The organism is Mesorhizobium sp. M0410 (assembly GCF_040321435.1).
GTDB lineage: Bacteria > Pseudomonadota > Alphaproteobacteria > Rhizobiales > Rhizobiaceae > Mesorhizobium.
The window spans coordinates 1-26,063 of sequence record NZ_JAMYRN010000030.1 but is presented as its reverse complement, the minus strand read 5'-3'; the positions used below and the strand labels follow the sequence as shown (position 1 = coordinate 26,063).

23 protein-coding genes are annotated in these 26,063 nt (G+C 62.5%); 8 read left to right on the top strand and 15 right to left on the bottom strand.

Going from position 1 to position 26,063, the window contains the following annotated elements:
- Positions 1 to 13 precede the first annotated feature (13 nt).
- From NKI63_RS27705 to rpmG, 3 genes are all read left to right on the top strand, one after another.
- Positions 14 to 1,189, top strand: coding sequence for an MFS transporter (locus tag NKI63_RS27705; protein WP_254820145.1), 1,176 nt, complete (start codon positions 14 to 16; stop codon positions 1,187 to 1,189).
- A 109-nt stretch (positions 1,190 to 1,298) separates the two neighbouring features.
- Positions 1,299 to 1,754: a YqfO family protein gene (locus tag NKI63_RS27700; RefSeq protein WP_352706598.1), complete on the top strand. Its 456-nt coding sequence runs from the start codon at positions 1,299 to 1,301 to the stop codon at positions 1,752 to 1,754.
- A gap of 119 nt (positions 1,755 to 1,873) precedes the next feature.
- Positions 1,874 to 2,041, top strand: a complete 168-nt coding sequence (rpmG, locus tag NKI63_RS27695) for a 50S ribosomal protein L33 (RefSeq protein ID WP_006201775.1) — start codon at positions 1,874 to 1,876, stop codon at positions 2,039 to 2,041.
- Between the two features lie 169 nt (positions 2,042 to 2,210).
- Here rpmG and NKI63_RS27690 read toward each other — a convergent pair whose 3' ends face one another.
- From NKI63_RS27690 to NKI63_RS27655, 8 genes are all read right to left on the bottom strand, one after another.
- A complete protein-coding gene (locus NKI63_RS27690; protein WP_352823970.1) occupies positions 2,211 to 3,278 on the bottom strand; it encodes an ABC transporter ATP-binding protein in 1,068 nt (355 codons plus the stop codon).
- 4 nt (positions 3,279 to 3,282) lie between these two features.
- Positions 3,283 to 4,131, bottom strand: coding sequence for a carbohydrate ABC transporter permease (locus NKI63_RS27685; protein WP_352706594.1), 849 nt, complete (start codon positions 4,129 to 4,131; stop codon positions 3,283 to 3,285).
- The gene (locus NKI63_RS27680) at positions 4,131 to 5,054 is read right to left on the bottom strand and encodes a carbohydrate ABC transporter permease (protein WP_254820141.1); all 924 of its coding nucleotides are present in this window, start codon (positions 5,052 to 5,054) and stop codon (positions 4,131 to 4,133) included. The genes NKI63_RS27685 and NKI63_RS27680 overlap by 1 nt, the downstream gene beginning before the upstream one ends.
- Positions 5,055 to 5,269: 215 nt before the next feature.
- Positions 5,270 to 6,547, bottom strand: coding sequence for an ABC transporter substrate-binding protein (locus tag NKI63_RS27675; protein ID WP_352823969.1), 1,278 nt, complete (start codon positions 6,545 to 6,547; stop codon positions 5,270 to 5,272).
- Positions 6,548 to 6,577: 30 nt separating this feature from the next.
- The gene (locus NKI63_RS27670) at positions 6,578 to 7,765 is read right to left on the bottom strand and encodes a PLP-dependent transferase (RefSeq protein WP_254820139.1); all 1,188 of its coding nucleotides are present in this window, start codon (positions 7,763 to 7,765) and stop codon (positions 6,578 to 6,580) included.
- Positions 7,762 to 8,496 (bottom strand): FadR/GntR family transcriptional regulator, encoded by a 735-nt coding sequence (locus tag NKI63_RS27665; protein WP_352508833.1) that lies wholly within the window; start codon positions 8,494 to 8,496, stop codon positions 7,762 to 7,764. Before NKI63_RS27665 ends, NKI63_RS27670 begins: the two co-directional genes overlap by 4 nt.
- Positions 8,497 to 8,959: 463 nt before the next feature.
- Complete coding sequence (locus tag NKI63_RS27660) at positions 8,960 to 10,333, bottom strand: PleD family two-component system response regulator (RefSeq protein ID WP_352508834.1); 1,374 nt, start codon at positions 10,331 to 10,333, stop codon at positions 8,960 to 8,962.
- A gap of 33 nt (positions 10,334 to 10,366) precedes the next feature.
- A complete protein-coding gene (locus NKI63_RS27655) occupies positions 10,367 to 10,738 on the bottom strand; it encodes a response regulator (protein WP_006334976.1) in 372 nt (123 codons plus the stop codon).
- A gap of 217 nt (positions 10,739 to 10,955) precedes the next feature.
- Between NKI63_RS27655 and NKI63_RS27650 the strand changes: the two genes are divergently transcribed.
- Complete coding sequence (locus NKI63_RS27650; RefSeq protein WP_352448688.1) at positions 10,956 to 11,255, top strand: DUF3572 domain-containing protein; 300 nt, start codon at positions 10,956 to 10,958, stop codon at positions 11,253 to 11,255.
- Between the two features lie 65 nt (positions 11,256 to 11,320).
- Here NKI63_RS27650 and NKI63_RS27645 read toward each other — a convergent pair whose 3' ends face one another.
- Both NKI63_RS27645 and NKI63_RS27640 read right to left on the bottom strand, forming a co-directional pair.
- Positions 11,321 to 12,811, bottom strand: coding sequence for a hypothetical protein (locus NKI63_RS27645; RefSeq protein WP_352508836.1), 1,491 nt, complete (start codon positions 12,809 to 12,811; stop codon positions 11,321 to 11,323).
- 104 nt (positions 12,812 to 12,915) lie between these two features.
- Positions 12,916 to 13,491 carry a GNAT family N-acetyltransferase gene (locus NKI63_RS27640; protein WP_352508837.1) on the bottom strand — a complete coding sequence of 192 codons (576 nt, stop codon included), beginning with the start codon at positions 13,489 to 13,491 and terminating at the stop codon, positions 12,916 to 12,918.
- A gap of 68 nt (positions 13,492 to 13,559) precedes the next feature.
- Here NKI63_RS27640 and NKI63_RS27635 point away from each other — a divergent pair, with 68 nt between their 5' ends.
- A complete protein-coding gene (locus NKI63_RS27635) occupies positions 13,560 to 14,888 on the top strand; it encodes a DNA polymerase IV (RefSeq protein WP_352823968.1) in 1,329 nt (442 codons plus the stop codon).
- 3 nt (positions 14,889 to 14,891) lie between these two features.
- Here NKI63_RS27635 and NKI63_RS27630 read toward each other — a convergent pair whose 3' ends face one another.
- Entirely contained in the window at positions 14,892 to 15,398 is a 507-nt protein-coding gene (locus NKI63_RS27630; RefSeq protein ID WP_352508839.1) for a hypothetical protein, read from the bottom strand.
- 174 nt (positions 15,399 to 15,572) lie between these two features.
- On the opposite strand from NKI63_RS27630, the gene NKI63_RS27625 reads away from it, so the two are divergent.
- Positions 15,573 to 16,454, top strand: a complete 882-nt coding sequence (locus tag NKI63_RS27625) for a DMT family transporter (RefSeq protein WP_352508840.1) — start codon at positions 15,573 to 15,575, stop codon at positions 16,452 to 16,454.
- Positions 16,455 to 16,463: 9 nt separating this feature from the next.
- Here the strand turns inward: NKI63_RS27625 and NKI63_RS27620 are convergent, their stop codons facing one another.
- The 4 genes from NKI63_RS27620 to NKI63_RS27605 all read right to left on the bottom strand — a co-directional run bounded on the left by NKI63_RS27620 (position 16,464) and on the right by NKI63_RS27605 (position 24,382).
- Positions 16,464 to 17,267, bottom strand: coding sequence for an ion channel (locus tag NKI63_RS27620; RefSeq protein ID WP_352508845.1), 804 nt, complete (start codon positions 17,265 to 17,267; stop codon positions 16,464 to 16,466).
- Between the two features lie 108 nt (positions 17,268 to 17,375).
- Entirely contained in the window at positions 17,376 to 18,386 is a 1,011-nt protein-coding gene (locus tag NKI63_RS27615; RefSeq protein WP_352508841.1) for a methyltransferase, read from the bottom strand.
- Positions 18,387 to 18,425: 39 nt separating this feature from the next.
- Positions 18,426 to 21,953, bottom strand: a complete 3,528-nt coding sequence (gene dnaE, locus NKI63_RS27610) for a DNA polymerase III subunit alpha (RefSeq protein WP_352508842.1) — start codon at positions 21,951 to 21,953, stop codon at positions 18,426 to 18,428.
- 416 nt (positions 21,954 to 22,369) lie between these two features.
- Positions 22,370 to 24,382: an acetyl-CoA carboxylase biotin carboxylase subunit gene (locus tag NKI63_RS27605; RefSeq protein ID WP_352753143.1), complete on the bottom strand. Its 2,013-nt coding sequence runs from the start codon at positions 24,380 to 24,382 to the stop codon at positions 22,370 to 22,372.
- 213 nt (positions 24,383 to 24,595) lie between these two features.
- Here NKI63_RS27605 and NKI63_RS27600 point away from each other — a divergent pair, with 213 nt between their 5' ends.
- A complete protein-coding gene (locus NKI63_RS27600) occupies positions 24,596 to 25,723 on the top strand; it encodes an S-(hydroxymethyl)glutathione dehydrogenase/class III alcohol dehydrogenase (RefSeq protein ID WP_352823967.1) in 1,128 nt (375 codons plus the stop codon).
- A 68-nt stretch (positions 25,724 to 25,791) separates the two neighbouring features.
- Positions 25,792 to 26,063: GFA family protein (locus NKI63_RS27595; RefSeq protein WP_502900518.1), on the top strand; the 272-nt coding region annotated here is incomplete at its 3' end.

The window sequence follows — 26,063 nt, the reverse complement described above, 5'->3', positions numbered from 1 at the left end:
AGCCAGGCATTCCATGACAGTCGACATCCAGCCGCAGGGCAAGGAACGCGTACACTGGCTGCCGATGGTCGCGGCGATCTCGTCGATCAGCGTCGTCGGCATTGCCATCGGGCTCGGCATGCCGCTGCTCAGCGTGATCCTTGAAACACGCGGCCACTCCGCGTCGATGATCGGCCTCAACACCGCGGTCGCCGGCCTCGCCTCGATCGCCGGCGCGCCGCTCGCCACTCCGCTTGCCATGCGGTTCGGGGTCGCCTGGACAATGCTTGCCATGATTGCGGCCGGAGCGCTGGCCTTTGTCGGTTTCCATTTCGCGCCAGCTTTCTGGATGTGGTTTCCGCTGCGGGTCCTGCTGCATATCGCGCTGACGGTGCTGTTCATCCTCTCGGAATTCTGGATCAGCACCTCGGCGCCGCCACACCGGCGCGGACTGGTCCTCGGCATCTATGCCACCGTGCTGTCTCTCGGCTTTGCTGCCGGGCCTTGGCTGTTCGCCCACCTTGGCAGCAGCGGTTTCCTCCCTTTCGGCGTCACCATCGCGCTGGTTACGCTGGCTGCCATACCGGTGCTGGCGGCACGCAACGAGAGCCCGACGATCGTCTCGGACGGCGAAACCAGCAATTTCCTGCGTTATATCTGGCTGGTGCCGACGGCGACCGCCGCCGTGCTGGTATTCGGCGCGGTCGAGACCGGCGGCTTTGCGCTGTTCCCCGTCTATGGTAGCCGCATCGGCTACTCAGAGGCGGACGCAGCCCTTTTGCTCACCATGATCGGCCTCGGCAACGTGCTGCTGCAGATCCCGATCGGCATGATCAGCGACCGCGTCAGCGACCGCCGCTATCTGCTGATGGCCTGTGCCACCGTCGGGCTTGCCGGCACAATCTTCATGCCGTTCTTCGCGCAGAACTGGCATTTGATGGCAGCGCTTCTGTTCGTCTGGGGCGGTGTGGTCGCTGCCATGTACACAATCGGCCTGGCGCATCTCGGCTCGCAGCTTTCCGGCCATGAATTGGCCTCCGCCAACGCCGCTTTCGTGCTCTGCTACGGCGTCGGCATGGTGCTTGGCCCGCAGGCAATCGGCATCGGCATGGACGCTTTCGGGCCGTCGGGCTTCGGTTGGGCGCTCGGCCTGTTCTTCGCGTGCTATATCGTGCTGGTCGGCACCAGGCTGCTCCGCAAAATCCTCTGAGTCGGTCCAGCTTCCGACATCGCTCCCACTGCTGACCAACTACTGACACAACCGTGTCAGGAGGGCTCGAGTATATGCTCCCCCAAGTGCATAAGCAGGGAGACCTCGGATGATCGATAGTGGCTTTGAAACGAAATCGCTGCGGATGGAATTGCTGCTGCTGGTGACCTTTCAGGCACCGGCAGCTGATGTCGATCGCATCATGGAAGCGGTGGTCGCGATCGCGCCGCTCAGAATGGGCAAATATGACAGCAATGCCTTTCAGTCGGCGGAGGGCATCGAACGCTACCGGCCGCTTGAAGGTGCCGCCGCCGGCGCCGAGACGGAATTGCGCAGGCGGCCTGGGACTGTCGAGGTGTCGTTCGAACTGCCAGATGATCAGAAGCTCGCCGCTCGCGTCGTCGAAGCGATTTACCAGGTTCACAGCTATCAGGAGCCGGTGATCCGCATTCAGCCGCTGCTTGCCAGCCGCTCCAAGGGTCTGGACGACCGCGCCAACCCGAACCGCTGGTGGAACACGACGGGCGATTGGAAGAAGGTGTTGCCAGTCACGGAAGACGCATGAACCTGGACAAGGGTTGACTTTCCGGGCGCGTTCTTTATGTGTCGCGGCAAGTTTCCCGCGTCCGGGTGTTTCCCGTGCTCCAGCGGCCAAAACTCCACGAACATTAACGGACGAACATCATGGCCAAAGCCGCAAACATCAAGATCAAGCTTCTGTCGACCGCCGACACCGGTTTCTTCTACGTGACCAGCAAGAACAGCCGCACCAAGACGGACAAGCTGTCGTTCCGCAAATACGACCCGGTCGCCAAGAAGCACGTCGAATTCAAAGAAACCAAGATCAAGTAATCGGGTTTCTCTCGCAGTACTGAAACGCCGCCTTCCGGGCGGCGTTTTTCGTTTCGGGAATTCAGGACTAGAGCATTTTGCAGCCAAATGGAATCATTTGGCGTCCGCATAAATGCGGCAAACCAGATAATTAGAGCGAGTTACCGGTTCCACGAGAACCGGAACCGCTCTAGTCGATGCGATCGCCGCTTGCCGGATCGAACAGATGCAGCGACGCCGGATCAGCCGACAGGCGCACGCCTTCACCCGGTTTCACGCTGGCCCGGCCCATGGCAAACACGCAGACCTGCTGGCCGGCAAGCCTGGTATAGAACTGGGTCGACAAGCCGAGCGGCTCCACCACGCCCACCTCGCCTTTCAGCGCGCCATTGTCGGCGAGCCGGATATGGTCGGGCCGCAAGCCTACGGTGATCGCATCGCCATCCCTGAGCGGCAGGCCGTCGGGCAGCCTCAGCTTCTGGCCGTCGGCCAGGATGGCATCCGGCCCGGCGCCCTTTTCAACCACGGCAGGCAGAAAATTCATGCCGGGCGAGCCGATGAACCCGGCGACGAACATGTTGACCGGCCGGTCGTACAGATCGAGCGGCGCGCCGACCTGCTGGACTAGGCCGTCATGCATGACGACGATACGGTCGGCCATTGTCATCGCTTCGGTCTGGTCATGGGTGACATAGACCGAAGTGGTCTTCAATTGCTGGTGCAGCGCCTTTATCTCGGCACGCATGTGGACGCGCAGCTTGGCGTCGAGGTTCGAAAGCGGCTCGTCGAAGAGAAAAACCTTCGGGTCGCGCACGATGGCCCGCCCCATGGCGACGCGCTGGCGCTGGCCGCCGGACAGTTGCCGCGGCAGGCGTTGCAGAAGGGCATCGAGCCCGAGCCGCTTGGCGGCGGCGTCCACCCTTGCTTCGATAGCTGGCTTGCCGGCCTTCCTCAACATCAGGCTGAAGCCCATGTTCTTCGACACGTCCATATGCGGATAGAGCGCGTATGACTGAAACACCATGGCGATGTCGCGGTCCTTTGGCGCGATGTCGTTAACCAGGCGCTCGCCAATATGGATCTCGCCGTCGGAGACCTCCTCCAGCCCGGCGATTATGCGCAGCAGGGTCGATTTCCCGCAGCCGGACGGGCCGACCAGGACCACGAACTCGCCGTCGGCGATTTCGAGATCGACCGCGTGCAGGACGCGCACGGCTCCATAGTCTTTGCGGACTTTGTCGAGTGTGACGGAGGCCATCGATTTATCCCTTGACGGCGCCGGCGGTAAGGCCGGTGACGAGGTAACGCTGCAGGAAGGCAAAGAAGACGCAGACGGGGATCAGCGCCAGGATGGAAGCCGCCATCATTTGTCCCCAGTCGACCGCGAATTTGCCGATATAGGTGAGCAAGCCGACCGCGAAAGTCTTCTGGTCGTCGCTGGAAATCAGCATCAGCGCAAACAGCAACTCGCTCCACGCGGCGGTAAAGACGAAACCAAGCGTCGCCCCCATGCCGGGCAGCGTCAGCGGCACGATCACCTTGCGCATGGCCTGCAGGCGCGTGCAGCCGTCGATCATCGCTGCCTCTTCCAGGTCTCGCGGGATGCCGTCGAAGAACGACTGCATCAGGAAGGTTGCAAAGGCTGTATTGAAGGCGGTGTAGATGATGACGAGGCCGGTCAGGCTGTTGATGAGACCGATCTGCCCCATGATGCGGTAGATCGGCGGAATGACCATGACCAGCGGAAAAGTCTGGGTGAGCAAAAGCAGGATAGCCAGGGTCGCCTTGCCGCGGAACGAAAAACGCGACATGGCGTAGCCGGCAAGCGTGGCAATGACCGTTACGAAGGCAGCCGTCGACACCGAAACGATAACGCTGTTTAGGAAATAGCGCGGAAAATCGGTGGCTTCGAGCACGGTGACGAAGTTCTGCAGCGTCGTTTGCGACGGCCAGAAAGTGATGCCTTCGGAATAGAGCAGCCGCTCCGGCGTGACCGAGATCTTCAACGTCCAGAAGATCGGGAACAGCGCGAAGGCCATGTAGGCTCCGATCGCGCCGTAAAGGCCGATGCCGCCGAGAACGCGCGAGGAGACGGAGCGTCCGGCAATCATCAGACGTGCCTTACCAGCGAACGGCGGATGCCGATCAGCGCAACCGCATAGACGATGAGCAGCACAAGCAGCAGCACCGCCACAGCGGAGGCATAGCCCTTGTCCAGCGACTTGAACGCGCTGACGTAGATATAGACCGGCACCGTGGCCGTCGAACCGGCAGGCCCGCCTTCAGTCATGACGAAGATCAGGTCGGCGAAGGTGGCGATCCATATCGTGCGCAGCATGACGGTAATGACGATGGTTGGCGCCAGGAACGGCAGCGTCACCTTGGTAAAGCGTTGCCACGGCGAGGCGCCGTCGATGGCCGCTGCCTCATGCAGTTCTGACGGGATCGACTTCAACGCCGCCAAAAGCGTGATGGCAAAAAAGGGAATGCCGAACCAGACATTGGCGACGATCGGTCCCCACATGGCTGTCGAGGGATCGGAGAGCACGTTGGTTGGCTCGGTCTTCAGCCCCGAGGCGTAGAGCCAATGCGGCAGCGGCCCGATGATCGGGTTGAACAGCCAGGCCCAGGTCAGGCCCGAGAGGAAGGACGGTACCGCCCAGGGCAGGAACACCACCGCCTGCACGATCTTTCTGCCCCGGAACGGCGTGTCTAGCAACAGCGCCAGGCCAAGGCCGAGGAAGAACTGGAAGAACAGGCTGGCTGCCGTCCACCACAGCGTGTTGACGAGCGCCTGCCCGAGCACGGGATCCGACAGCATCGCCTGATACTGCCCAAGTCCGACATATTCGGATTTGAAAGCGGAGAATTTGCGGAACGAGTAACCGATACCGATAACCAGCGGCACCAGCAGCACGACGACCAGCAGCACGATCGCCGGGCTGAGATAAAGCCAGGGCTCGATTGCGGCATGGGATAGCCGCTTTTTTCGCGGCCTGCCGACGGATCGTATTTCGGACACGGCGTAGGTCATGGGTGCTGGATTGTCTCCTGGGGCAAGCATGGGCTGGCGACAGCGCCTTTCCCGTTTACGGGGAGATGCCGGTCCACCCTCCGCAGCTGCAGCGCAGCTGCTGCGGGGGACGGGCAGGCAGATGAGAGGCAACACGAGCCACGACGGGTTAGCGCCGCCCCTCATCCGTCACTTTGTGATGCCTTCTCCGCGTGAACGGGGAGAAGGGAGGAAAGCTATTTCTTGTTCTTGGCCATCCAGTCCTGCTGTTCCTTGGTCAGGAACTTGGCCCATTCGTCGGCCACGTCCTTTGCCGCCTTCTGACCAAGCAGCACTTCCTGAAAATTCTTGATCGCTACCTGGTCGACGAAATTGCCGAGATTTTCCAGATGCGTCGGAGGCGTCACCATCTCGTATTTGTCGCCGTTGTTCAGTTCCTCGAACCAGCCTTTGAACTGCTCGGTCCTGAAGTGAGCGTCCTGGTCGGCGCCATTGTGGATTGGAATGACTCCGACTTCCTTTGCCCATTCCAGATTGTCCTTGGGCGACAAAAGCGTTGCCATCAGCTTCCAGGCATCGTCCTTGTGCTGGGAATTGGCGAACATCGCCCAGCCGGCATAACCGAGCGTCGGATAGGATTTGCCGCTCGGCCCGACTGGCATCGGCGCCACGGCGAAGTCGTCGGCGCTCATCTTGTCGGCGATGCCGAGCAGCGCGTCGGGATCCTGGTTCAGCATGGCGCAGGTGCCGCTATAGAACCCGGTGACGGTCTCGTTGAAACCCCAGCTCACCGCGTCCTTAGGCGCCAGGCCGTTCTTGTACATGTCGGCGAGCATCTGCAGGCCCTTGACTGAGCCTTCCTCGTTGATGGTCGAGGTGCCGTCCTCGTTGAAATAGCCGCCCTTGCCGGCGGCAATGTTCATGAACATGTGCATGCCGTTGAAGGCGCCAGGGCCGCCGCGCAGGCAGTAGCCGTATTTGCCCGGTATTGCCGAGATCTTCTTGGAGTCCTCGACGAATTCATCGAGCGTCGCCGGCGGACCGTCCAGACCGGCCTCCTTGAACAGCTTCTTGTTCCAGAACAGCGCGTTCAAGTAATAGCCGTAAGGGATCATGTACTGCTTGTTGTTGACGGTCGAGCCGAACTGCTTGGCACGCTCGCCCAGCGTTTTGGCATCGTCCCATTTGGCCATATATGGCCCGAGATCCTCGAGCTGGCCGTTGGTCGCATAGAGGCCCATCCAGCGTTCCGGCATCTCGACGATGTCGGGCGTGTCGCCGGCCTGCACCATGGTAAGGAACTTCTCGAACGCCTGGCCCCAGGGCAGCGATACCAGCTCGACCTTGACACCCGGATTGGCCGCCTCGAACTCGGCGATCTGTTTCTTGAGGAATTCGGTACGCGGCGGGCTGGTGATGACCTCGACCATCTTGACCGTGGAATCGGCCAGCACGCTGCCGGCGGAAATCGCCAGACCTGCGACGGCACCAAGAAGGATGCTCAGTTTTTTCATGTTCAGCACTCCCATTTTGAACGGCTCCATTTATCTTTTTGCTTTGTCGAACGCCTGGGCAACGTCAGCCCACAGGCCTTCGACACTTTCCAATCCGACACTGAACCGGATGGTTCGCGGGCTGACGCCGAAGCGCGCCATCGAATTCAGGCCCGGCGTCTGCTCGAGCGAGGCCTTTGCTGGAACGACCAGGCTCTCATGGCCGCCCCAGCTGACGCCGATGCGAAAGAGTTTCAGCGCATCGACGAAAGCCGGGATGTCGACGTCTTCCGTCACCTCGAATGAGAACAGCCCGGCATAGCCGGCAAGCGTCGCCTTGCCCGGATGGTTGGAATAGGCCGGGTGGTTGACCCGCTCGACATGGCCATGCGCTTTCAGCCGTTCGGCGATGGTCAGCCCGCTCTTCATGTGATGCGGCAACCGCAGCGGCAATGTGCGCAGCCCGCGCAGCAACAGCCAGGCCTCGAAAGGCGAAAGTTTGCCGCCGAGGTAGGAATAGGTCTGCTCGTTGATATGTCGGATATGGGCAGCCGAACCGGCCACCACACCGGCGACGGTATCGCTGTGGCCGCCGAGGTATTTCGAGGCCGAATGCAGCACCAGGTCGACCCCGTGCGAAATCGGCTTCTGGAACACCGGCGTCGCCCAGGAATTGTCGATCGTGGTGACGATGCCCTGCTCTTTGGCCAGCCGCGCCAGGTGGGTTATGTCCTGGAGCTCGAACATCATCGACGTCGGGCTTTCCAGGTAGAGCAGCTTGGCGCCGGGGAGTGCCGCGGCGACCGCGTCCGGATCGGAACCGTCGACATAGTCGACCTTGATGTTGAGCCGTGGCAAAAGCCGTTCGAACAGCCGGTAGGCATCGCCGTAGCAATTGCGCACGACAACCATGCGCTCGCCGGCACCGACGAAAGCAAGCACCGTGGCGCTGATCGCCGCCATGCCGCTGGAAAAGCCGCGCGCGGCCTCCGCGCCTTCGAGAGCGGCGACACGCGCCTCGAACTCCATGACCGTCGGGTTGTCGCCGCGCGAATAGATCGGCTGGCGTCGCCTGCCGGCGAATGTATCGGCCATCTCCGAATAATTGGAGAAGGTGAAGAGCGAAGTCTGGTAGATCGGCGGCACCACGGCACCGCCGGGGAAAGGTTCGTCATGGGCGAGAAGCGTCGCCGCCTCGGCGAGATAGTCGTTTTCGAAACCGGCGGGATGATCGCTCATTTCTGGCCTGAAAGTTCGAGTTTGGCCGCGCCGCGCTTCAGATCGTCCTCGACGGTGGCGATCAGCTTGAGCGCCTCGGCCCGGGCCCCCTCCGGATCGTGCGCGGCAATGCGTTCGTAGATGGTGCGGTGGTAAGGAAAGCTGGCGTGGCCGAAATCACGCACGCCGAGCGGATGCTCCCAGAAACGGTGGAACAGTTCGTGCATGGCGGCGATGATCTGCTCGAAGAGCGGATTGCCGGAACTGCGGTAGATCGACTGGTGGAATTCCCAGTCCTCCTCCGCCGACATCCCTGCGCGGGTGTGGAAGGCCTGCTCCATAATGTCGAGCTTGCGCGCGATCTCGGCGATCTCGGCCTGGTCCGCGCGAACGGCGCACAGGGCGGCGGCTTCCGCTTCCAGTGCCCGGCGGATTTCCAGCGTCTGCATCAGGCTGGTGAAATCATTGCCGCCGGCCAGCGTCAGCGGCATGTGCAGCATGTCCAGCGAGACCACTCCCTTGAGATAGGTGCCGCTGCCTTGCCGCCGTTCGACCAGGCCGAGCCCTTCCCAGCGCGTCAGCGCCTCGCGCACGGTGTTGCGGCTCACCTTGAGGCGCTCGGCCAGGATGCGTTCGGTCGGCAGTCTCTGGCCGGGCCCGAGAGCTTCCCGCATTACAAAGCCGGCCAGCGCCTTCAGCACCGCGTCGTCGCGAGCAGTTGCCTGTATGGGGGAAAGGCCGAATTCGGTCATGCCAACGGGTCACCAAATGGCTCAATGGTCCAACCAATTTCTGCATAGAAGACAGGCCCTGTCAACCGACTGCGGGCGCATACGCTCTGCCCAGCCGGCTATTTCAAAGGGCGCTGTCGCTGTCGCAACAAAACCAAAGCGTTTTCCGGGTCTTGGCGCAGAATCCTGATGTGTTTTGAAAATTGGGGGCCGGCCGGCGTTTGGCAGCGGTACGAGGAGGCCACTATGTGCCAGCGCCGGCCAGCCGACCCCACGGACCCAGGAGATGCGGCGGACCTGAGCATCATGGGGTATTCTTTCGGTCGAACCGGCGATCTAGACCTCGTGCCGGTTACGTCTAAGGGCTGCACATTTGCGCAACAACTTATGAAAATCAACAGTTTCTTAACCAAGCCTCGCAACTCGCTTGGATTAAGGTAAATTCGTAACCTTGTCGGGTTGACTGGCTAATTCGTCCATGGTGCTACGCCGCCTTGGCGACGACGCGATTGCGGCCGCCGCTCTTGGCCTCATAGAGCGCAAGGTCGGCGCGTTTCATCAGCGCCGCGACCGTGTCCATGCCTTTCAGCACCGACGACACGCCGACGCTGACGGTGACTTCGATCGCTTTGCCCTCGCTGCCAACGGCAAACGGCAGTTGGGCGATTTCGGCGCGAATGCGTTCGGCTACCTTTTCGGCTACCGCGCCGTCCGTGTCCGGCATCACCACCACGAACTCCTCGCCACCGAAGCGGCAGGCTAGATCGATGCCGCGCACGTTCTTGCGCAGCCGCCGCGCGAATTCGCGCAGCACGTCGTCGCCGCCGTCATGGCCATGCGCGTCGTTGATGCTCTTGAAGCGGTCCAGATCGGTGATCATCACCGACAGCGGCCGGCGCCGTGCCACGGCGCGGTCGAACAGCGTCTGCAGATGGCTGTCGAGATAGCGGCGGTTGTGCAGACCGGTCAGGGCATCGGTCACCGCCATCTCGATGGTCTGGGTGACACTGGCGCGAAGCTGGTCGTTGTAGCGCTTGCGGCGCACCTGCGTACGCAGCCGCGCCGTCAGCTCCTGCTGGTCGATCGGCCGCATCAGATAATCGTTGATGCCGAGTTCGAGGCCGCGGATGATACGCCCCTCCTCGCCCTCGTCCGCCAGAAGGATGATCGGCAGGAAACGGGTGCGATCAAGCGAGCGCAATTGCGAGCAGAGCCTAAGCGGGTCGAAATCGGCGAAGGCCGTCGAGATCATCACGCATTCGTAGGGCAGCTCGGCGGCCTGGAAGAAGCCGGCATGCGGATCGTTGGCGACGTCGAGAGCGGCACTGCCGCGCAGCATCTTCTGGATGCGCTCGAACGAGGATTTGCGCTCGTCGACCAGCAGCACCTTCGGCACCGCGTCATCGGTAGCGAAGTTGCGGCTCAAAAGCTCCTCGATGCCGATATTGCGTGTCGTCGAGGCGCGCAGCCGCAGCTCATCGGTCAGCGACTTCAGCCTGACCAGGCTCTTCACGCGCGTCATCAGCTGCAGATCGTTGACAGGCTTGGTCAAAAAATCGTCGGCGCCGGCCTCGAGGCCGCGCACCCGGTCCGAAACCTGGTCGAGCGCGGTGATCATCACGACCGGGATGTGCGATGTCGCCGGGTCGCCCTTCAGCCGCCGGCAGACCTCGAACCCGTCCATGTCGGGCATCATCACGTCGAGCAGCACGACATCGACCTTGCCGTTCTCGCAGATCTCGATCGCGTCCGGCCCGTTGGTGGCGGTCAGAACCTCGAAATATTCGGCGAGCAGCCGAACCTCCAGCAGCCTGACATTGGCTGGGATGTCGTCGACGACGAGGATCCGCGCGGTCATTTCACAAAGCTCCGGCTCGGCTGGAAAAATACATCAGGCATCGCCCAGGTAGGATTTGATGGTTTCGATGAAACGCGGCACCGAGATCGGCTTGGAGATATATGCCTCGCAGCCACCCTGGCGAATGCGCTCCTCGTCCCCCTTCATGGCGAAGGCGGTGACCGCAATGACCGGGATGACGTGGAGATCATCGTCCTCCTTCAGCCATTTGGTGACCTCGAGGCCCGATACTTCCGGCAGCTGGATGTCCATCAGTATGAGGTCCGGCCTGTGCTGCCGCGCCAGATCCAGCGCTTCGAGGCCGTTACGTGTGCGCACCGTCTCGTAGCCGCTCGCTTCGATGAGGTCGCGAAAGAGCTTCATGTTGAGCTCGTTGTCTTCGACGATCATAACCTTCTTTGGCATCGATTTCCCGTCCCGGCTGACCTTCCACTCGAAGGGTGCCGTCATGCGCCCCTTGTCGGCACGCACCAAACCTGTTCCCACTATACGGCAATATGATTGACGAAACGGAAACCGGCCGCCCTAAAAGCTTTCGGATTCCAGGTCGGCGAGCTTGCTGCCGGCGACACTTGCCACTACTGCGAAAACAGAACGATTCCGCCCACGAAGGAAGGTAGCGATGGCAAACGCAGCGTCAATGCGCGAGGAAGCGGAAACCATTGCCGTAAAGGCGCTGGGCTTCGTCGCCGCCGATCCGGAACTTCTGCCCCGCTTCCTGGCGATCACCGGCATCGAAGCTCATTCCATCCGCCAGGCGGCGGGTGAACCGGGATTCCTGGCCGGCGTGCTGCAGTTCATCCTTGCCCACGAGCCGACGCTGATGCGTTTTTCCGAGGAGACCGGAACGCCGCCCGCCGCAGTCGGCAAGGCATTGCGGGCGCTGCCGCTCGGCGACGACAATCACGAGCATTCGATATAAGCGGCGATCCCGAGACTGCGGGCAGATCGAAGAACCTGCCGCAGACGACGGCCACTGCTGGTGCTTTACGGCGTTGCCTCTTCCCCACTGTCGTCAGTCCCGACGGAGTCGGCCGGCTTCAGCATGGCGCCGTTGACCGTCACCGAACCGTCGGCTTTGGTGTTGATCACCCATTCCAGCCGGCCGTCCGGCAGCGTCTTGCCAAACCCTTTGATCGCCAGCGCGCCGCTAAAATACTGCGCGGCCTGCGGGTCTGTCTTCGCCGCCGTCTGCAAGGTCTCCACGATTTTTTCGTATCCGGTGATGTCGAGGGTTACATTTGCCATCGGCGTCGCCCCTGGAAACGTCATCTCGCCCTCCAGCACGATCTCGATGCCGCCGTTCTTCACCGTGCTGTGCCCGATGACGAATTTCGGCGTCTTGGCCATGAAATCGGCCTTGATCTGATCGCCAAAGTCGGCCGGCAGCGGCGGTTTGTTGTTCAGGTCAAAGGCTTCGATGGCCTTCTTAGTCATACTGTCGAGATCGATATTGGCGCCGCCGAAATTCAGGTCGATGTCGGTGGGCAACAGCGCGGCACTCCAGCTCGGCAGCACGTTTCGAGGTATCGTCAGCCCTGCCGCTCTGATTGCATAGTTGATCGTCCCGTTCTGCGCGATGCCGTCGCTCCCGAAACTGGTGCCCAGTTCCGCCGCGCCGAAACGTCCGACGGGGCTGTCCACGGCGAAATCCTTGAACCCGTAGGTTCCGTCGATCCGCTCCCATAGCGGCAATGCGGCGAGCAGCAGCGATTTGAGTTGCGCCTGATTGCCTTTGAGCTTGGCCTCGTCCTCATTGGCCACTGCAAATGCCAGAAGATCGAGAAGCGGCTTTGTTCGTATGCCTTTGCCGGTCGCATTGACCGACAGTCCCGGCGACGTGATTGCGAGCGGGAATTTCAGCCCGCTATTGGGGTCGTCAAAGTCGATCGCTTCGGCAAAAACCGCTATCGTCTGCGTCATGGTGAAGTCGGCGCCGCCATTCACCGCCTTGGCGGCGCTCATGGTGGCCGTACCGGGGCCGGTGCTCACTTTCACGCGTTGCATGGCGTCCCGGGAGTCCATCGTCATGCCGGTCATCGATGTAGTGGCGCTGGCGAAAGCCGCCAACTCGGGATCATAGACGCCGGCGAACTTGCCGCCTGCGATTGCTAACTGGGTGCTCTGCGGCCCTTGCGGCCCCTCGACCTCGAAGGAAGCGCTGGTCGACATGTCCGCCGAGACGTCCCATTTCCCATCCCTGCGCGGTTTGGCAAGGAGGGCATAGGGCGCCAAGTTGAATTTCGCGAAATTCTGCTTCGGCAACATCCCGGCAAGCGCCTTGAAGTCGAAGGCGATCTTATAGGCGTCGCCCTCAAGCGAAACCTTTGCGACACCCTTGTCGATTGCCTGGCTGCCGACATAGCGGGCCAGATTCTCGGAAAGCTGCTTCGCGCCCTGCTCATCAACGGTTTGGCCGAAGGCGGGTGCGCTGAGCGCGAGCACAAAGACGACTGGCAGGACACGGTTCACGCTCATTCTCCGTTGGGCCATTGGAATTATCTGCACTTTCTCATTTCGTAGGAAATTACCACCCCAACCGCAAGGCGAGGCGGCGCGACCCGAATGGCCTGCGGCATTGCCTAAAGCACCAGCCGCACCAGCGGTCGGCCTGGCTTGCGTTCGACCAACCGCTGGAACCCGGCCTTTTCGAAGACCCGCGACGAGCCGACGAACAGCCCTATCGACCGCGAATCCTTCGACAGGTCGATGGGGCAGGCCTCGATCAGGCGCGCGCCGTTCTGGCGGGCGAACTCGATGCCGCCTTGGACCAGGCGGTGCGACAGGCCCCTGCCGCGTGCCTTGGTGCGGATGAAGAAGCAGGAGATCGCCCAGACGCCCGGATCGGCGGCGTCGGCGGGGTCGATCGGCGCCGACCCCCTGCCCTGGTTGTTCCATTCGGGCACGTCGGCACGCGGGCCGATCTGCATCCAGCCGACCGCCTGGCCACCCTCGAAAGCCAACAGGCCGGGCGGCGGCCCGGCCTCGATTCGCGCCTTGATGTGGTCCTTGTTGCGCTCGCGATTGCTCGCGCGGCGCACCGCAGGCGCTAACCGGAAATGCGTACACCAGCAGCCGTAACAGGCGCCCTGCTTGCCGAAAAGATCCTCGAAATCCGCCCAAAGCTCAGGCACTAGCGGCGCTATGGTCGTATTCATGAGCTCTCTCCCGGCCCACCGCCTTGTCGTGGCGTCCGTCCTGACGTACCATTGCATTTGTTCTCTTTATGTTCGCAGCGATGGCGGCTCCTGTCAACAACCCCGAACACGGTTTTTGCCGCGACTGCCTGAATTTTCAGCGCAGCGAGGCACGCCGTTGCGAGCGCTGCGGCAGTCCAAGGCTCGCGCGCCATCCGGAGCTCTACCGGTTGCGCCTTGCCCATATCGACTGCGACGCGTTCTACGCGGCGGTCGAAAAGCGCGACAACCCGGCGTTGAAGGACCGGCCATTGATCATCGGCGGCGGCAAGCGTGGCGTCGTATCCACCGCCTGCTACATCGCCCGGATCCATGGCGTTCGCTCGGCAATGCCGATGTTCAAGGCGCTCGAAGCCTGTCCCGAAGCGGTGGTCCTCCCGCCGGACATGGAAAAATACGTGCGCGTCGGCCGCGAGGTGCGCGCCATGATGCAGGCGCTGACGCCGCTGGTCGAGCCGCTCTCGATCGACGAGGCCTTTCTCGACCTCGCCGGCACCGAGCGCTTGCATGGCCTGCCGCCTGCGGTGGTGCTGGCGCGCTTCGCACTCGGCGTGGAAAAGGAGATCGGCATCACCGTTTCGGCCGGCCTTTCCTACTGCAAGTTCCTGGCCAAGGTGGCGTCGGACTTCCGCAAGCCGCGCGGCTTTTCGGTGATCGGCGAGGCCGAGGCTATCGGCTTCCTGGCCGAGCAGCCGGTGACGCTGATCTGGGGGGTCGGCAAGGCCTTTGCCGCCACGCTCGAGCGCGACGGCATCCGCACCATCGGCCAGTTGCAGCGCATGGAACGTGGCGATCTGATGCGCCGCTACGGCGTCATGGGCGACCGGCTCTACCGGCTTTCGCGCGGCGAGGACGACCGTCGCGTCGTTCCCGACCAGGACGCGAAAAGCGTCTCGGCGGAAACCACTTTCGATACCGACATCGCCTCCGTCGACGACCTGGTTTCGGTGCTGAGGGCGCTGTCGGAAAAAGTCTCGGCCCGGCTGAAGAAATCCGGCATTGCCGGACGCACCGTCGTCCTCAAGCTGAAGACCCAGGATTTCAAGATCCGCACGCGCAATCGCCAACTCGGCGATCCGACCCGGCTGGCCGACCGCATCTTTCAGACCGGGCTCGAGCTGCTGCGCAAGGAAGCGGATGGCACGAAATACCGGCTGCTCGGCATTGGCGTCAGCGATCTCTCCGACGATGACCGGGCGGACCCGCCCGACCTGGTCGACGTCCAGTCACGCAAGCGCGCCATGGCCGAAGGCGCCATCGACACGCTGCGCGGCAAGTTCGGCCGCAGGGCGGTGGAAACCGGCTATACCTTCGGCAAGGGCCGCGATGCCCATCCGCCCGAACCGGTCGAGGAGTGATAGTCAGGTGCGCCGCAGATCGATCCTGCTGGTCACCACACTCTTGCCGGTTTTCGGATCGGTATCGACGACGGTCAGCCGCATGCCGTCCTCGCCGGTTTTCTCAACAGTCATTTGCGCCCTGCGGTCGCCATTGACCTCCTTGGCCCAACGAATGCCGAGATTGATTGCGTTGCCGGAGCGGCTGCCGCTCAATTGCGCCGGCCCGGTGCGCGATCCGACATAGGTGCCGGTGTATTTCGTCCCGCTCGATTTGAGATCGGCGCTGATGGCGCGCGTCACCACGATAAGACCGCGGCAGCTGCCGTCGAGCGATAGCGAGATCGATGTTGCGTCGGAATTGAAATGACAGGAGACATTCACCGTCGGCGCATCGGTGGTGACCTTGACGGTGCCTTTGCCGGCGAAATTCCCCTGGAATGAGCGAAGAAAATCCGGATCGTCGGCATGCGCTGCGCCGGCCCCGGCCGTCAGGCACCCGGCAAGTACAAATCGTGCAAGTGATTTCATCGGACCGCTCCTCGTTGGTATCCAAAACACAGCACGCAAACACTGAGGGACCAACGCTTCCCTCAGCAGCGGGTTCCGACTTCAACATCACTGTTTGCAACGCTTCACGGCTGGCCCAGTCGAATGCGTCGGCTAGCGGTTGCGATGAAAGCGCCGGCTTGCGACATAGCGCCCATGACACCCGCACCCTCGATCCCCAAGGCCGCGTTCTGGATGGCGCTGTCGATCGCCTCGTTCCTGGCGATGTCGGTGGCCGGCCGCGCCACGACGGCAGAACTAAACGTCTTCCAGGTGCTCGAGCTGCGCTCGGTGATCGGCTTTTTCATCCTGCTGCCGCTGGTCATGATGTCAGGCGGTTTTCCGGCGATGCGCACCGGACGCCCGTTGGCCCATCTCGCCCGCAACGTCGTCCATTATACCGGCCAGGCTGCCTGGCTTTATGCCTTGACGCTGATCCCGCTTGCGGTGCTGATCTCGATCGAATTCACGACGCCGATCTGGACTGCGCTGCTGGCGGTAGCTTTCCTCGGCGAAAGGCTCTCCCGGCCAAGGCTGGCGGCGATCGTGCTGGGGCTGATCGGCGTGGTGATCATCGTGCGTCCGGGCGTCGGCGCGGTGAATCCGGGGCATGTTATCGTGCTGGGAGCAGCGGTCTGCTTCGGCGTCTCGGTGGTTCTCGTCAAGTCGCTGACGCGGACGGACAGCGTCGTGCGCATCATCTTCTGGATGCTGATCATCCAGTCGGTGCTTGGCCTCGTCCCGGCGCTGTACGAATGGCGCAACCCGTCGCTCGAGCTCTGGCCGTGGATCCTGCTGATCGCGTTTACCGGCATGTCGTCGCATTTCTGCATGGCCCGCGCACTTGTCTATGCCGATGCGACGGTCATCTCGCCAATGGACTTTTTGCGCGTACCGCTGTCGGCGATGATCGGATGGCTGCTTTATCACGAGCAGATCGACGCCTTCACCGCCGGGGGCGCCCTGCTGATCCTGCTTGGCAATCTGCTCAACCTGCAGAAAAAAGCCGCCAAACCTGCGGAAGTGGCGGCAGCGTAGCCCTGCGTTTCAATCGCCGTCGTCGGGTATGTTCAGAACGTGCCCACAGGCCTTGCAATGAACGGCGTCGGGCTCGTGCCGCTGCAGCCCGCATTGCGGGCAAGGAAAGAACACCTTGGTGGGACGGAAGAGCGCCTGTGCAAGCCGGACGAACAGCGATATGCCAATGATCATGGTGGCGATCGCGGTGAGCTTGCCGGCCACACCGGGCAGGACGATGTCACCGAAACCGGTCGTGGTGACCGTGGCGACCGTGAAATACAGCGCATCGACATAGCCCTCGAGACCACCCACGGTGCGGAAGAAGAAGGTGTAGACGAAACCCGTGATGACAAAGAGGAATGTCAGGAAATTGATGACCGCACGGCTCGCCTCGCGCCATCGCCTGAAGCCGCGCATCTCGAGAAATCGCCACAGCGCGCCGCTACGCGACAGCGACCACAGCCGCAGGATGCGCAAAAAACCGAGATTGGCCAGCGCCGTAGGCATCAGCAGAGTCAGCAGGATGAAGGCATCAATCCACGACGCCGGCTGTTTCATCAGGCGCAGCATGTCGTTGGAGGCAAGCAGCCGGGCAATCATGTCGGCGGCGACAAGTGCTGCCACGGAGTAGTCCAGCCAGAGGAACGAAGACGACTTCTGGATCACCGGCGTGGCGATGAAAAAGGCAATGATGGCAAGGTCGATGACAACGGCCGCAAGCTGAAACCGGAACGCCGCCGCTGTGCGCCCGTGATACAGCTTGCGCAACATGTCGCGCAGCCGGGCCAAGGCTGAAATATCTTGGGCTCCGTTCTTGTCAGCTACCTTCATGACGATCGCGATAGCCTTCGCTGCGACGGCCGTCCATTCGACAAGGCAGGCGGAAGCTTGCGCCATCCGACCGATCCCGGCGGTTGCGGCAAATGGCTTCAGCCGCGATCAAACCGGCCTTGCCTCTAGAACGCTGATGCGTGGCCCCGCCTGGATGATCTCGGTCACCTCGAAGCCACCCTTTGCCAGCAGCGACTTGAATTCATCGGCCGTCCGCTCCTGGCCATCGGGCGCGACCAGCATGTTGAGGTCGGAGAATTTGGCATTCGCCCCCTGATTGGGCGGCTCAAGCACGGCCTCAAAAACCAGCAACTTGCCGCCCGCACGGATCGCCTGGCGACAGTTTTGCAGGATCGCGACGTTGGTCTCGTCGTCCCAGTCATGCAAAATCCATTTGAGCAGCAGCGCGTCGGCCGCCACGGGCAGCTCGGCAAAGAAATCGCCTCCGACGATCTCACAGCGATCGGCGACACCTTTCGCCGCCAGCACCGAGGCGGCCGGCGCTACCACATGCGGCTGGTCGAAAAGGATGCCGCGGCTGCCCGGGGTCGCGGCCAGGACTTCGGCAAGCAGCGCGCCCTGGCCACCGCCGACGTCCATGATGACCGGAAACGACGAAAAATCATACGCCGCCAGGATGGCTGCCGCCACGCCGCGCGAATTCGCTGCCATGGCGCGATCGAAGATAGCGGACTCCTCTGGATGCTCTGCCCGGTATTCCCAGACGCCCTTGCCATGCGCGTGGCGAAATGCGTTCGTGCCGGTTTGGATGCTGTAGAGCAGTTCGCTCCACGCTTGCCGGTAATAGGGTCTTCCGACGAAGGCGGCCCAGGGTGCAGCGGAAAACTCAGCATCGGAGCGCAAGGCGCCGCCAAGCGGCGTTAGCGAGAACTGCCCGTCCTCTGCCTCGTGAAATATGCCGACCGCCGCAAGCGCCCGCAGCAACCGATAGAGCGCGCGCGGATGTGTGTCGGTCAGGCTTGCCAGATCTGCTGCCGAGCGCTTGCCGTCCTTGATGTGGTCGGCGATGCCGAGCGTCGCGGCGACCGAGATCGCCTGCGAGACGCGGTACCCGTTGACCATCCGTGTTAGTTCGAAAGCGGCTGCGCGTTCATCCATGGCGCCCCCCAATCGCCAAAACCCGAAGGTTTCGGTATTTTAAACCAGCTCCACTTCAACCACGCCCGGCACCGCGCGCATGGCTGACGCGATCTGAGGCGAGATACGATAACGACTGGGCAATTCGATCTCGACCTCCCCCTGGCCGTCATCCTTTATCAGCACAAAGCTTACCTGTCCCTCGCCCTTGACGGCAAGCTGGCCGGCAAGCGTGCCGATCGGTGCTGCGTCGCGCACGAAGATGCGTAGCGCTTTCTGGATGCGGCTTGCCTCGTCCTCCAGCGACTGCACGGTCTGGATGCGCAGATTGACGCCTTCCGGCCTGTCCTCGGCCGAAACGGTGATGACCACCGAGCGGCCGGGCTCGAGCAGGTCGCGATATTGCGCCAGTCCCTCGGAAAACAGCACCGCTTCATACTGGCCGGACGTGTCGGAAAACTGCACGACGCCCATCTTGTTGCCGGTGCGCGTCTTGCGTTCCTGCTTGGTGGTCACCGTCCCGGCGAGCCGGCCGGCGGCCGCACCGCGTTTGACGGCGGCCGAGAATTCGGCCCAGGTCTGCACCCGCATTTTCTGCAGCGCCGCCTTGTATTCGTCGAGCGGATGCGCCGAGAGATAGAACCCGACCACCTGGAACTCGCGGTGCAGGCGGTCGGCCGCGAGCCAGGGGTCGGTCGCCGGCAAGTTGAGTGCCTGCGACTGTGCGCCCAGCGAGGCGCCAAAGATGTCGTGCTGGCCGGTGACGGCATTCTGCTGCGCCAAGGACGCCAGCCCCATCATCCGCTCGACGCCGGCCATCATCGCCGCCCGGTCGAGACCGAAGCAGTCGAGCGCGCCGGCCATGATCAGGCTCTCGAAGACGCGTTTGCCAACGATCTTCGGATCGACCCTTTCGCAGAAATCGGCGAGGCTCTTGAACGGTTTTTCGCCGCGCGTGGCGACGATGTGCTCGACTGCGGCGTCGCCGACGCCCTTGAGCGCGGCCAACGAATAGAAGATGCGGTTCTCGCCGACCTCGAAATCCCGGAACGACGTCATCACCGACGGCGCCACCACCTCGATGCCGAGGCGCAGCGCATCCTGGCGGAAATCGGCGAGCTTGTCCGTATTGCCCATGTCGAGCGTCATCGATGCCGCCAGGAATTCGACGGGGTAATGCGCCTTCAGATAGGCGGTCTGGTAGGAGACGACGGCATAGGCGGCGGCATGCGATTTGTTGAAACCGTAGTCGGCAAACTTTGCCAGCAGGTCGAAGATGAAGTCGGCTTGCGGCTTGCCGACGCCGCGCTCGACCGCGCCCGAAACAAAGCGCTCGCGCTGCTTGTCCATCTCGGCGCGGATCTTCTTGCCCATGGCGCGGCGCAGCAGATCGGCTTCGCCCAGCGAATAGCCGGAGAGCTCCTGCGCAATCTGCATCACCTGTTCCTGGTAGACGATGACGCCTTGCGTCTCCTTGACGAGATGGTCGATCTTCGGGTGGATCGACGCCATCTCCTCCTCGCCGTGCTTTCTGGCGTTGTAGGTCGGGATGTTCTCCATCGGCCCCGGCCGGTAGAGCGCAACGAGCGCGATAATGTCCTCGATACAGTCGGGCCGCATGCCGATCAGCGCCTTGCGCATGCCGGCACTTTCCACCTGGAACACGCCGACCACTTCGCCGCGCGACAGCATGGCGTAGGTTTCTGGGTCGTCGAGCGGAATGTGGGCGAGATCGATCTCGATGGCGCGGCGGCGGATCAGCTTGACCGCCCTGTCCAGCACCGTCAGCGTCTTCAGGCCAAGAAAGTCGAATTTCACCAGCCCGGCCTGCTCGACATACTTCATGTTGAACTGGGTGACCGGCATGTCCGAGCGCGGATCGCGGTACATCGGCACCAGTTCCGACAGCGGCCGGTCGCCGATGACGATGCCGGCGGCATGAGTCGAGGCGTGTCGGTACAGACCTTCCAGCTTCTGCGCCGTGTCGAGCAGCGTCTGTACGATCGGCTCGCGCTCGGCCTCCTCGGCAAAGCGCGGCTCGTTGGCGATGGCGTCGGCGAGCTTGACCGGATTGGCCGGGTTCGACGGCACCATCTTGCTCAGCTTGTCGACCTGCCCGTAAGGCATCTGCAGCACGCGGCCGACGTCGCGCAGCACGGCGCGCGCCTGCAGGGTACCGAAGGTGATGATCTGGCCGACCTGGTCGCGGCCGTATCTCTGCTGGACGTAGCGGATGACCTCCTCGCGCCGGTCCTGGCAGAAGTCGATGTCGAAGTCGGGCATCGACACGCGATCGGGATTGAGGAAGCGCTCGAACAGCAGCGAAAAACGCAGCGGATCGATGTCGGTGATGGTCGTCGAATACGCGACCAGCGAGCCGGCGCCTGATCCGCGGCCCGGGCCGACTGGAATGCCTTGCGCCTTGGCCCATTTGATGAAGTCGGCAACGATCAGGAAATAGCCGGGATATTTCATCTTCTCGATGACCCCGAGCTCGAAATCCAGCCTCTCGCGATATTGCTCGACTGTATAGCCGGGCGTCGGCCCGTGCGCCGCCAGCCGCGCCTCCAGCCCTTCATGCGCCTGCCTGGCAAGCTCCTGCGCCTCCGCCTTGACCGCCGCATCGGCGTCGGCGACATCGCGGCCGGCAAAGCGCGGCAGGATCGGGTTTCGTGTCTTCGGATAGTAGGAGCAGCGCAGTGCGATCTCGACCGTGTTGTCGATTGCTTCCGGCAGGTCGGCGAACAGCCTCGCCATGTCGGCCTGGCTTCTCAGGAAATTGTCGGGCGACAGGCGGCGGCGATTATCGGCCGCAACCACGGAACCTTCGGCGATGGCGATCAGCGCGTCATGCGCCTCATAGTCTTCACGAGAGAAGAAAAACGCTTCGTTGGTGGCAACCAGCGGCAGATCGTGGCGGTAGGCGAGATCGACCGACGACTGCTCGATGGCGCGGTCGTAGCCGGAGACCCGTTCCAGTTCGACATAGAGCCGGTCGCCGAACAGGCCCTTGAGCGCCAGCAGCCGGGTCTCGGCTAGTTCACGGCGGTCCTCTTTCAAGGCATTGCCGATCGGACCGCGCGGCCCGCCGGTAAGGCAGATCAGACCGTCGGAATTTCCCTGCAGCATCTCGCTCGTCAGATGCACCGCCTCGCCGGGCGGTGTCTCGAGGTAGACGCGGCTGACCAGCCTGACCAGATTGCCGTAGCCGGCCTCGGTGGCGGCGATCAGCACCACCGGCCGCATCTCCGGCCCCTGCCGCCTGCGGTCGCGCTGGCTGTCGTTCGCCTCACCGGAAAAGGCGAGGTCGATCTGGCAGCCGATGATCGGCTGGATGCCGTCCTTCACTGCCTTTTGCGCGAATTCCAGCGCACCGAACAGGTTGTTAGTGTCGGTGACGGCGATTGCCGGGCATTCGTCCTGCACCGCATGGCCGACGATCTTGCCGAGCTGCAAGGCACCTTCGAGCAGCGAATAGGCCGAATGCACGCGCAGATGAATGAACCGACGCGCCGCCGCCTCTGCCCGCGACGCCTTTGCATAGGCCTCGCGCAGCAAGGGATCGCGTGGAAGTCTCTCATCCGTCATGGTTTTTTCGCGCCGCCTCACAGGGACTCAGTCGATCAAGATGTATTGTCCGGCAGCAGATAACATGAGTCCAGCAGAAGCGATTGGAGCTTTGGACGTTTAGAGCAACCGCCGAAGCTGCCGATCTCCCCCCTCGTGGGGGAGATGTCCGGCAGGACAGAGAGGGGCGCCGCCAACCTCAGGCCGGAAACACAAAACCCGCCACAGCGGGCGGGTCGTTGGAGCCATTTAGCACCATATCCAAATTACTAGCATAGCTGCCGGCACAAAGCAAGAACAAAATACGTTGTGAGGCAAAAAAAGCGAATTCCGCACGCCCCTCGCCTTGTCCCTCCTCAAGCGAGCGTGCTCAACCAATTGCAAGGTCGCGTTCCTTCGCTCCCCTTTGTCCCACCAACCTCAAGCAGATTACAGCCTCACGCGAATTCCATGATCACCGCATCGACGGCAAGGCTGTCGCCGGGCTTGGCGTTGAGCTTCGAGACGATGAGGTCGCGCTCGGCGCGCAGCACGTTCTCCATCTTCATCGCTTCGACCACGGCAAGCGTCTCGCCGGCCTTGACCTCCTGCCCCTCGGCAACAGCGATCGATACGACAAGGCCGGGCATCGGGCAAAGCAGCATCTTGGAGGTATCCGGCGCCACTTTTTCTGGCATCAGCCTTTCGAGCTCGGCAGTGCGCGGCAGCATGGCGCGGGCTGTCACCGAAATGCCTTTCCAGGCGATGCGGAACCCGTTCAGCACCGGCCTGACTTGCGCCGCGACCTTGCGGCCGCCGACCGTGCCGCGCCAGATGAGATCGCCCGGCCGCCAGTCGGATGCCACGGTCAGTGCCTTGCCACCGTCGATTGTGAGGTCGAGCTCCATCGGAATGGAAATCATCCCTTCGACGATGGCGACCGAAAGATAGTCCGGGCCGATCTTCACCACCCAATCGCGTTTCAAGGCGCCGGAATGCGGCGCCAGCCGCCCGCCCAGCCGGTCGAGCCGATCGCGGCGCAGCAGTTCCACCGCGGTGGCAATCGCGGCCAGCACCGCTTTCTCCTCGGCGTCTGGCACAATGGGCGCGAAGCCGTCGGGATACTCCTCGGCGATGAACCCGGTCGATATCTGACCTTCTCGCCAGCGCGGATGCTGCATCAGCGCCGCCAGGAACGGTATGTTGTGCTCGATGCCGTCGACGACGAAACTGTCCAGCGCTTCCGACATGGCGTCGATCGCCACCAGCCGCGTTGGCGCCCAGGTGCACAGCTTGGCGACCATCGGGTCATAGAACATCGAGATTTCCGAGCCTTCGGTGACACCGGTATCGTTGCGGATAACGATGTCGCCGAACTTTCCTTCCTCGGGCGGCCGATACTTCGTCAGCCGGCCGATCGACGGCAGAAAATTGCGATAAGGATCTTCGGCATAGAGGCGGCTTTCCACCGCCCAGCCGTTCAGCCTGACGTCGCTCTGCTTGATGGCGAGCTTTTCGCCGGCTGCCACGCGGATCATCTGCTCGACCAGGTCGATGCCGGTGACCAGTTCCGTCACCGGATGCTCGACCTGCAGCCGCGTGTTCATTTCCAGAAAATAGAAGTTCTTGTCGCTGTCGACGATGAACTCGACCGTGCCGGCGCTCTGGTAGTCGACGGCCTTGGCCAGCGCCACCGACTGCTCGCCCATGGCTTTGCGGGTCTTGGCGTCGAGGAACGGCGACGGCGCCTCCTCTACGATCTTTTGGTTGCGGCGCTGGATCGAGCATTCGCGCTCGCCGAGATAGAGCGTGCTGCCATGCGCGTCGGCGAGCACCTGGATTTCGATATGGCGCGGATCGACGATGAACTTTTCGATGAAGACGCGGTCATCGCCGAACGAGCTTTTGGCCTCCGACCGCGCCCGGTCGAAGCCGTCGCGCACCTCTGCCTTGCTCCAGGCGATGCGCATGCCCTTGCCGCCGCCGCCGGCCGAGGCCTTGATCATCACGGGATAGCCGATTTCGCCGGCTATTCTTTCGGCATGGGCGGCGTTTTCGACGACGCCGAGCCAGCCGGGCACCGTCGACACCTTGGCCGCATTGGCGAACTTCTTCGATTCGATCTTGTCGCCCATCGCCTTGATGGCCTTGGGCTTCGGGCCAATGAAGACGATGCCTTCCTGCCCCAACGTTTCGCAGAAGGATGCCCGCTCGGACAGGAAACCGTAGCCGGGATGCACGGCCTCTGCTCCTGTGGCCTTGCAGGCGGCGATGATCTTTTCCGCGACCAGATAACTTTGCGCGGCCGGCGAAGGCCCGATATGCACCGCCTCGTCGGCCATTTCGACATGCACGGCGTCGCGGTCGGCATCGGAATAGACCGCGACGGTGACGATGCCCATCTTGCGCGCCGTCTTGATCACGCGGCAGGCGATCTCGCCACGGTTGGCGACCAGGATCTTTGTGAACATGCAGGCCTCGTCCCTCGGCTGCCCTTTTTTAACGGGCTTCCCGTTTTATGGGCTTCAGAAGGGCGGTCAAGGCAAAGTCGGAGCCTATCCCGGATGTAGATCGGTGAGCGCTGACGAAAATCCGGGGTCGGAACGTCGCTTCGTGCATAGCGCGGAGCTGAATGGTAAGTTAAATCTAGCTTGGATTGCAGACCGTCTTGGGAGGATTGCCTGATGAAAACGCGCGCCGCTGTTGCTGTCGCCGCCGGAAAGCCGCTGGAGATCATGGAGGTCGACCTCGAGGGTCCTCGCGATGGCGAGGTGCTGGTCGAGATCAAGGCAACCGGCATCTGCCACACCGACGAGTTCACGCTGTCGGGCGCCGACCCCGAAGGCCTGTTTCCGGCGATCCTCGGCCATGAGGGCGCCGGCATCGTCGTCGACGTCGGCAAGGCCGTCACCTCGGTCAGGAAGGGCGACCATGTCATCCCGCTCTATACGCCGGAATGCCGGCAGTGCCCGTCCTGCCTGTCGCGCAAGACCAATCTGTGCACCGCCATCCGCGCCACGCAGGGACAGGGCCTGATGCCCGACGGCACCTCGCGCTTCTCGATCGGCAAGGACAGGCTGTTCCACTATATGGGCTGCTCGACCTTTTCCAACCTCACCGTGCTGCCCGAGATCGCGGTGGCCAAGGTCAATGCCGACGCGCCGTTCGACAAGATCTGCTACATCGGCTGCGGCGTCACCACCGGCATCGGTGCTGTGATCAACACCGCCAAGGTCGAGCAAGGCGCGACGGCGGTCGTCTTCGGCCTCGGCGGCATCGGCCTCAACGTCATCCAGGGATTGCGGCTTGCCGGCGCCGACATGATCATCGGCGTCGACCTGAACAACGACAGACGAGAATGGGGCGAGAAATTCGGCATGACGCATTTCGTCAATCCGAAGGAGATCGACGGCGATGTCGTGGCCCATCTCGTCAACATGACCAAGCGCGGCGCCGACCAGATCGGCGGCGCCGACTACACGTTCGACTGCACCGGCAACACGAAAGTCATGCGCCAGGCGCTTGAATCATCGCACCGCGGCTGGGGCAAGTCGGTCATCATCGGCGTTGCCGGCGCCGGCCAGGAGATCTCGACGCGGCCGTTCCAGCTGGTCACCGGCCGCACCTGGATGGGCACCGCCTTCGGCGGCGCGCGCGGCCGCACCGACGTGCCGAAGATCGTCGACTGGTACATGGCCGGCAAGATCGAGATCGATCCGATGATCACCCACACGCTGAGGCTCGAGGACATCAACAAGGGCTTTGACCTGATGCACGAAGGCAAGTCGATCAGGAGCGTGGTGGTTTACTGAGGAGGAGAAAGCCGCCGGCTAACCAGCCAACGGCCGAAAATGCATGTTCAACACGGGAGGAGATAAAAATGCCGGAAAAACTGCATCCTAAAATCGACAATGGATTGCCACGGGAAAAGCCCGATTTTGCCGGCGGCACGCTGGTCTGCGCCTGCACCAGCAACCCGGTCAAGGTGAAGGTCAAGGGCCAGATCGCCCACAACCATGCCTGCGGCTGCACCAAATGCTGGAAGCCGGAAGGCGCGCTGTTCTCGATCGTGGCGGTTGCCGGTACAAACGACGTGACGGTGACCGAAAACGGCGACAAGCTGAAGGTGGTCGATCCGGGCGCGCTGATCCT

Bases quoted from the DNA above. Each gene is read 5' to 3' on its own strand.
- NKI63_RS27705 (WP_254820145.1), top strand. From the start codon at position 14: ATGACAGTCGACATCCAGCCGCAGGGCAAGGAACGCGTACACTGGCTG.
- NKI63_RS27700 (WP_352706598.1), top strand. From the start codon at position 1,299: ATGATCGATAGTGGCTTTGAAACGAAATCGCTGCGGATGGAATTGCTG.
- rpmG (WP_006201775.1), top strand. From the start codon at position 1,874: ATGGCCAAAGCCGCAAACATCAAGATCAAGCTTCTGTCGACCGCCGAC.
- NKI63_RS27690 (WP_352823970.1), bottom strand. From the start codon at position 3,278: ATGGCCTCCGTCACACTCGACAAAGTCCGCAAAGACTATGGAGCCGTG.
- NKI63_RS27685 (WP_352706594.1), bottom strand. From the start codon at position 4,131: ATGATTGCCGGACGCTCCGTCTCCTCGCGCGTTCTCGGCGGCATCGGC.
- NKI63_RS27680 (WP_254820141.1), bottom strand. From the start codon at position 5,054: ATGACCTACGCCGTGTCCGAAATACGATCCGTCGGCAGGCCGCGAAAA.
- NKI63_RS27675 (WP_352823969.1), bottom strand. From the start codon at position 6,547: ATGAAAAAACTGAGCATCCTTCTTGGTGCCGTCGCAGGTCTGGCGATT.
- NKI63_RS27670 (WP_254820139.1), bottom strand. From the start codon at position 7,765: ATGAGCGATCATCCCGCCGGTTTCGAAAACGACTATCTCGCCGAGGCG.
- NKI63_RS27665 (WP_352508833.1), bottom strand. From the start codon at position 8,496: ATGACCGAATTCGGCCTTTCCCCCATACAGGCAACTGCTCGCGACGAC.
- NKI63_RS27660 (WP_352508834.1), bottom strand. From the start codon at position 10,333: ATGACCGCGCGGATCCTCGTCGTCGACGACATCCCAGCCAATGTCAGG.
- NKI63_RS27655 (WP_006334976.1), bottom strand. From the start codon at position 10,738: ATGCCAAAGAAGGTTATGATCGTCGAAGACAACGAGCTCAACATGAAG.
- NKI63_RS27650 (WP_352448688.1), top strand. From the start codon at position 10,956: ATGGCAAACGCAGCGTCAATGCGCGAGGAAGCGGAAACCATTGCCGTA.
- NKI63_RS27645 (WP_352508836.1), bottom strand. From the start codon at position 12,811: ATGAGCGTGAACCGTGTCCTGCCAGTCGTCTTTGTGCTCGCGCTCAGC.
- NKI63_RS27640 (WP_352508837.1), bottom strand. From the start codon at position 13,491: ATGAATACGACCATAGCGCCGCTAGTGCCTGAGCTTTGGGCGGATTTC.
- NKI63_RS27635 (WP_352823968.1), top strand. From the start codon at position 13,560: ATGTTCGCAGCGATGGCGGCTCCTGTCAACAACCCCGAACACGGTTTT.
- NKI63_RS27630 (WP_352508839.1), bottom strand. From the start codon at position 15,398: ATGAAATCACTTGCACGATTTGTACTTGCCGGGTGCCTGACGGCCGGG.
- NKI63_RS27625 (WP_352508840.1), top strand. From the start codon at position 15,573: ATGACACCCGCACCCTCGATCCCCAAGGCCGCGTTCTGGATGGCGCTG.
- NKI63_RS27620 (WP_352508845.1), bottom strand. From the start codon at position 17,267: ATGAAGGTAGCTGACAAGAACGGAGCCCAAGATATTTCAGCCTTGGCC.
- NKI63_RS27615 (WP_352508841.1), bottom strand. From the start codon at position 18,386: ATGGATGAACGCGCAGCCGCTTTCGAACTAACACGGATGGTCAACGGG.
- dnaE (WP_352508842.1), bottom strand. From the start codon at position 21,953: ATGACGGATGAGAGACTTCCACGCGATCCCTTGCTGCGCGAGGCCTAT.
- NKI63_RS27605 (WP_352753143.1), bottom strand. From the start codon at position 24,382: ATGTTCACAAAGATCCTGGTCGCCAACCGTGGCGAGATCGCCTGCCGC.
- NKI63_RS27600 (WP_352823967.1), top strand. From the start codon at position 24,596: ATGAAAACGCGCGCCGCTGTTGCTGTCGCCGCCGGAAAGCCGCTGGAG.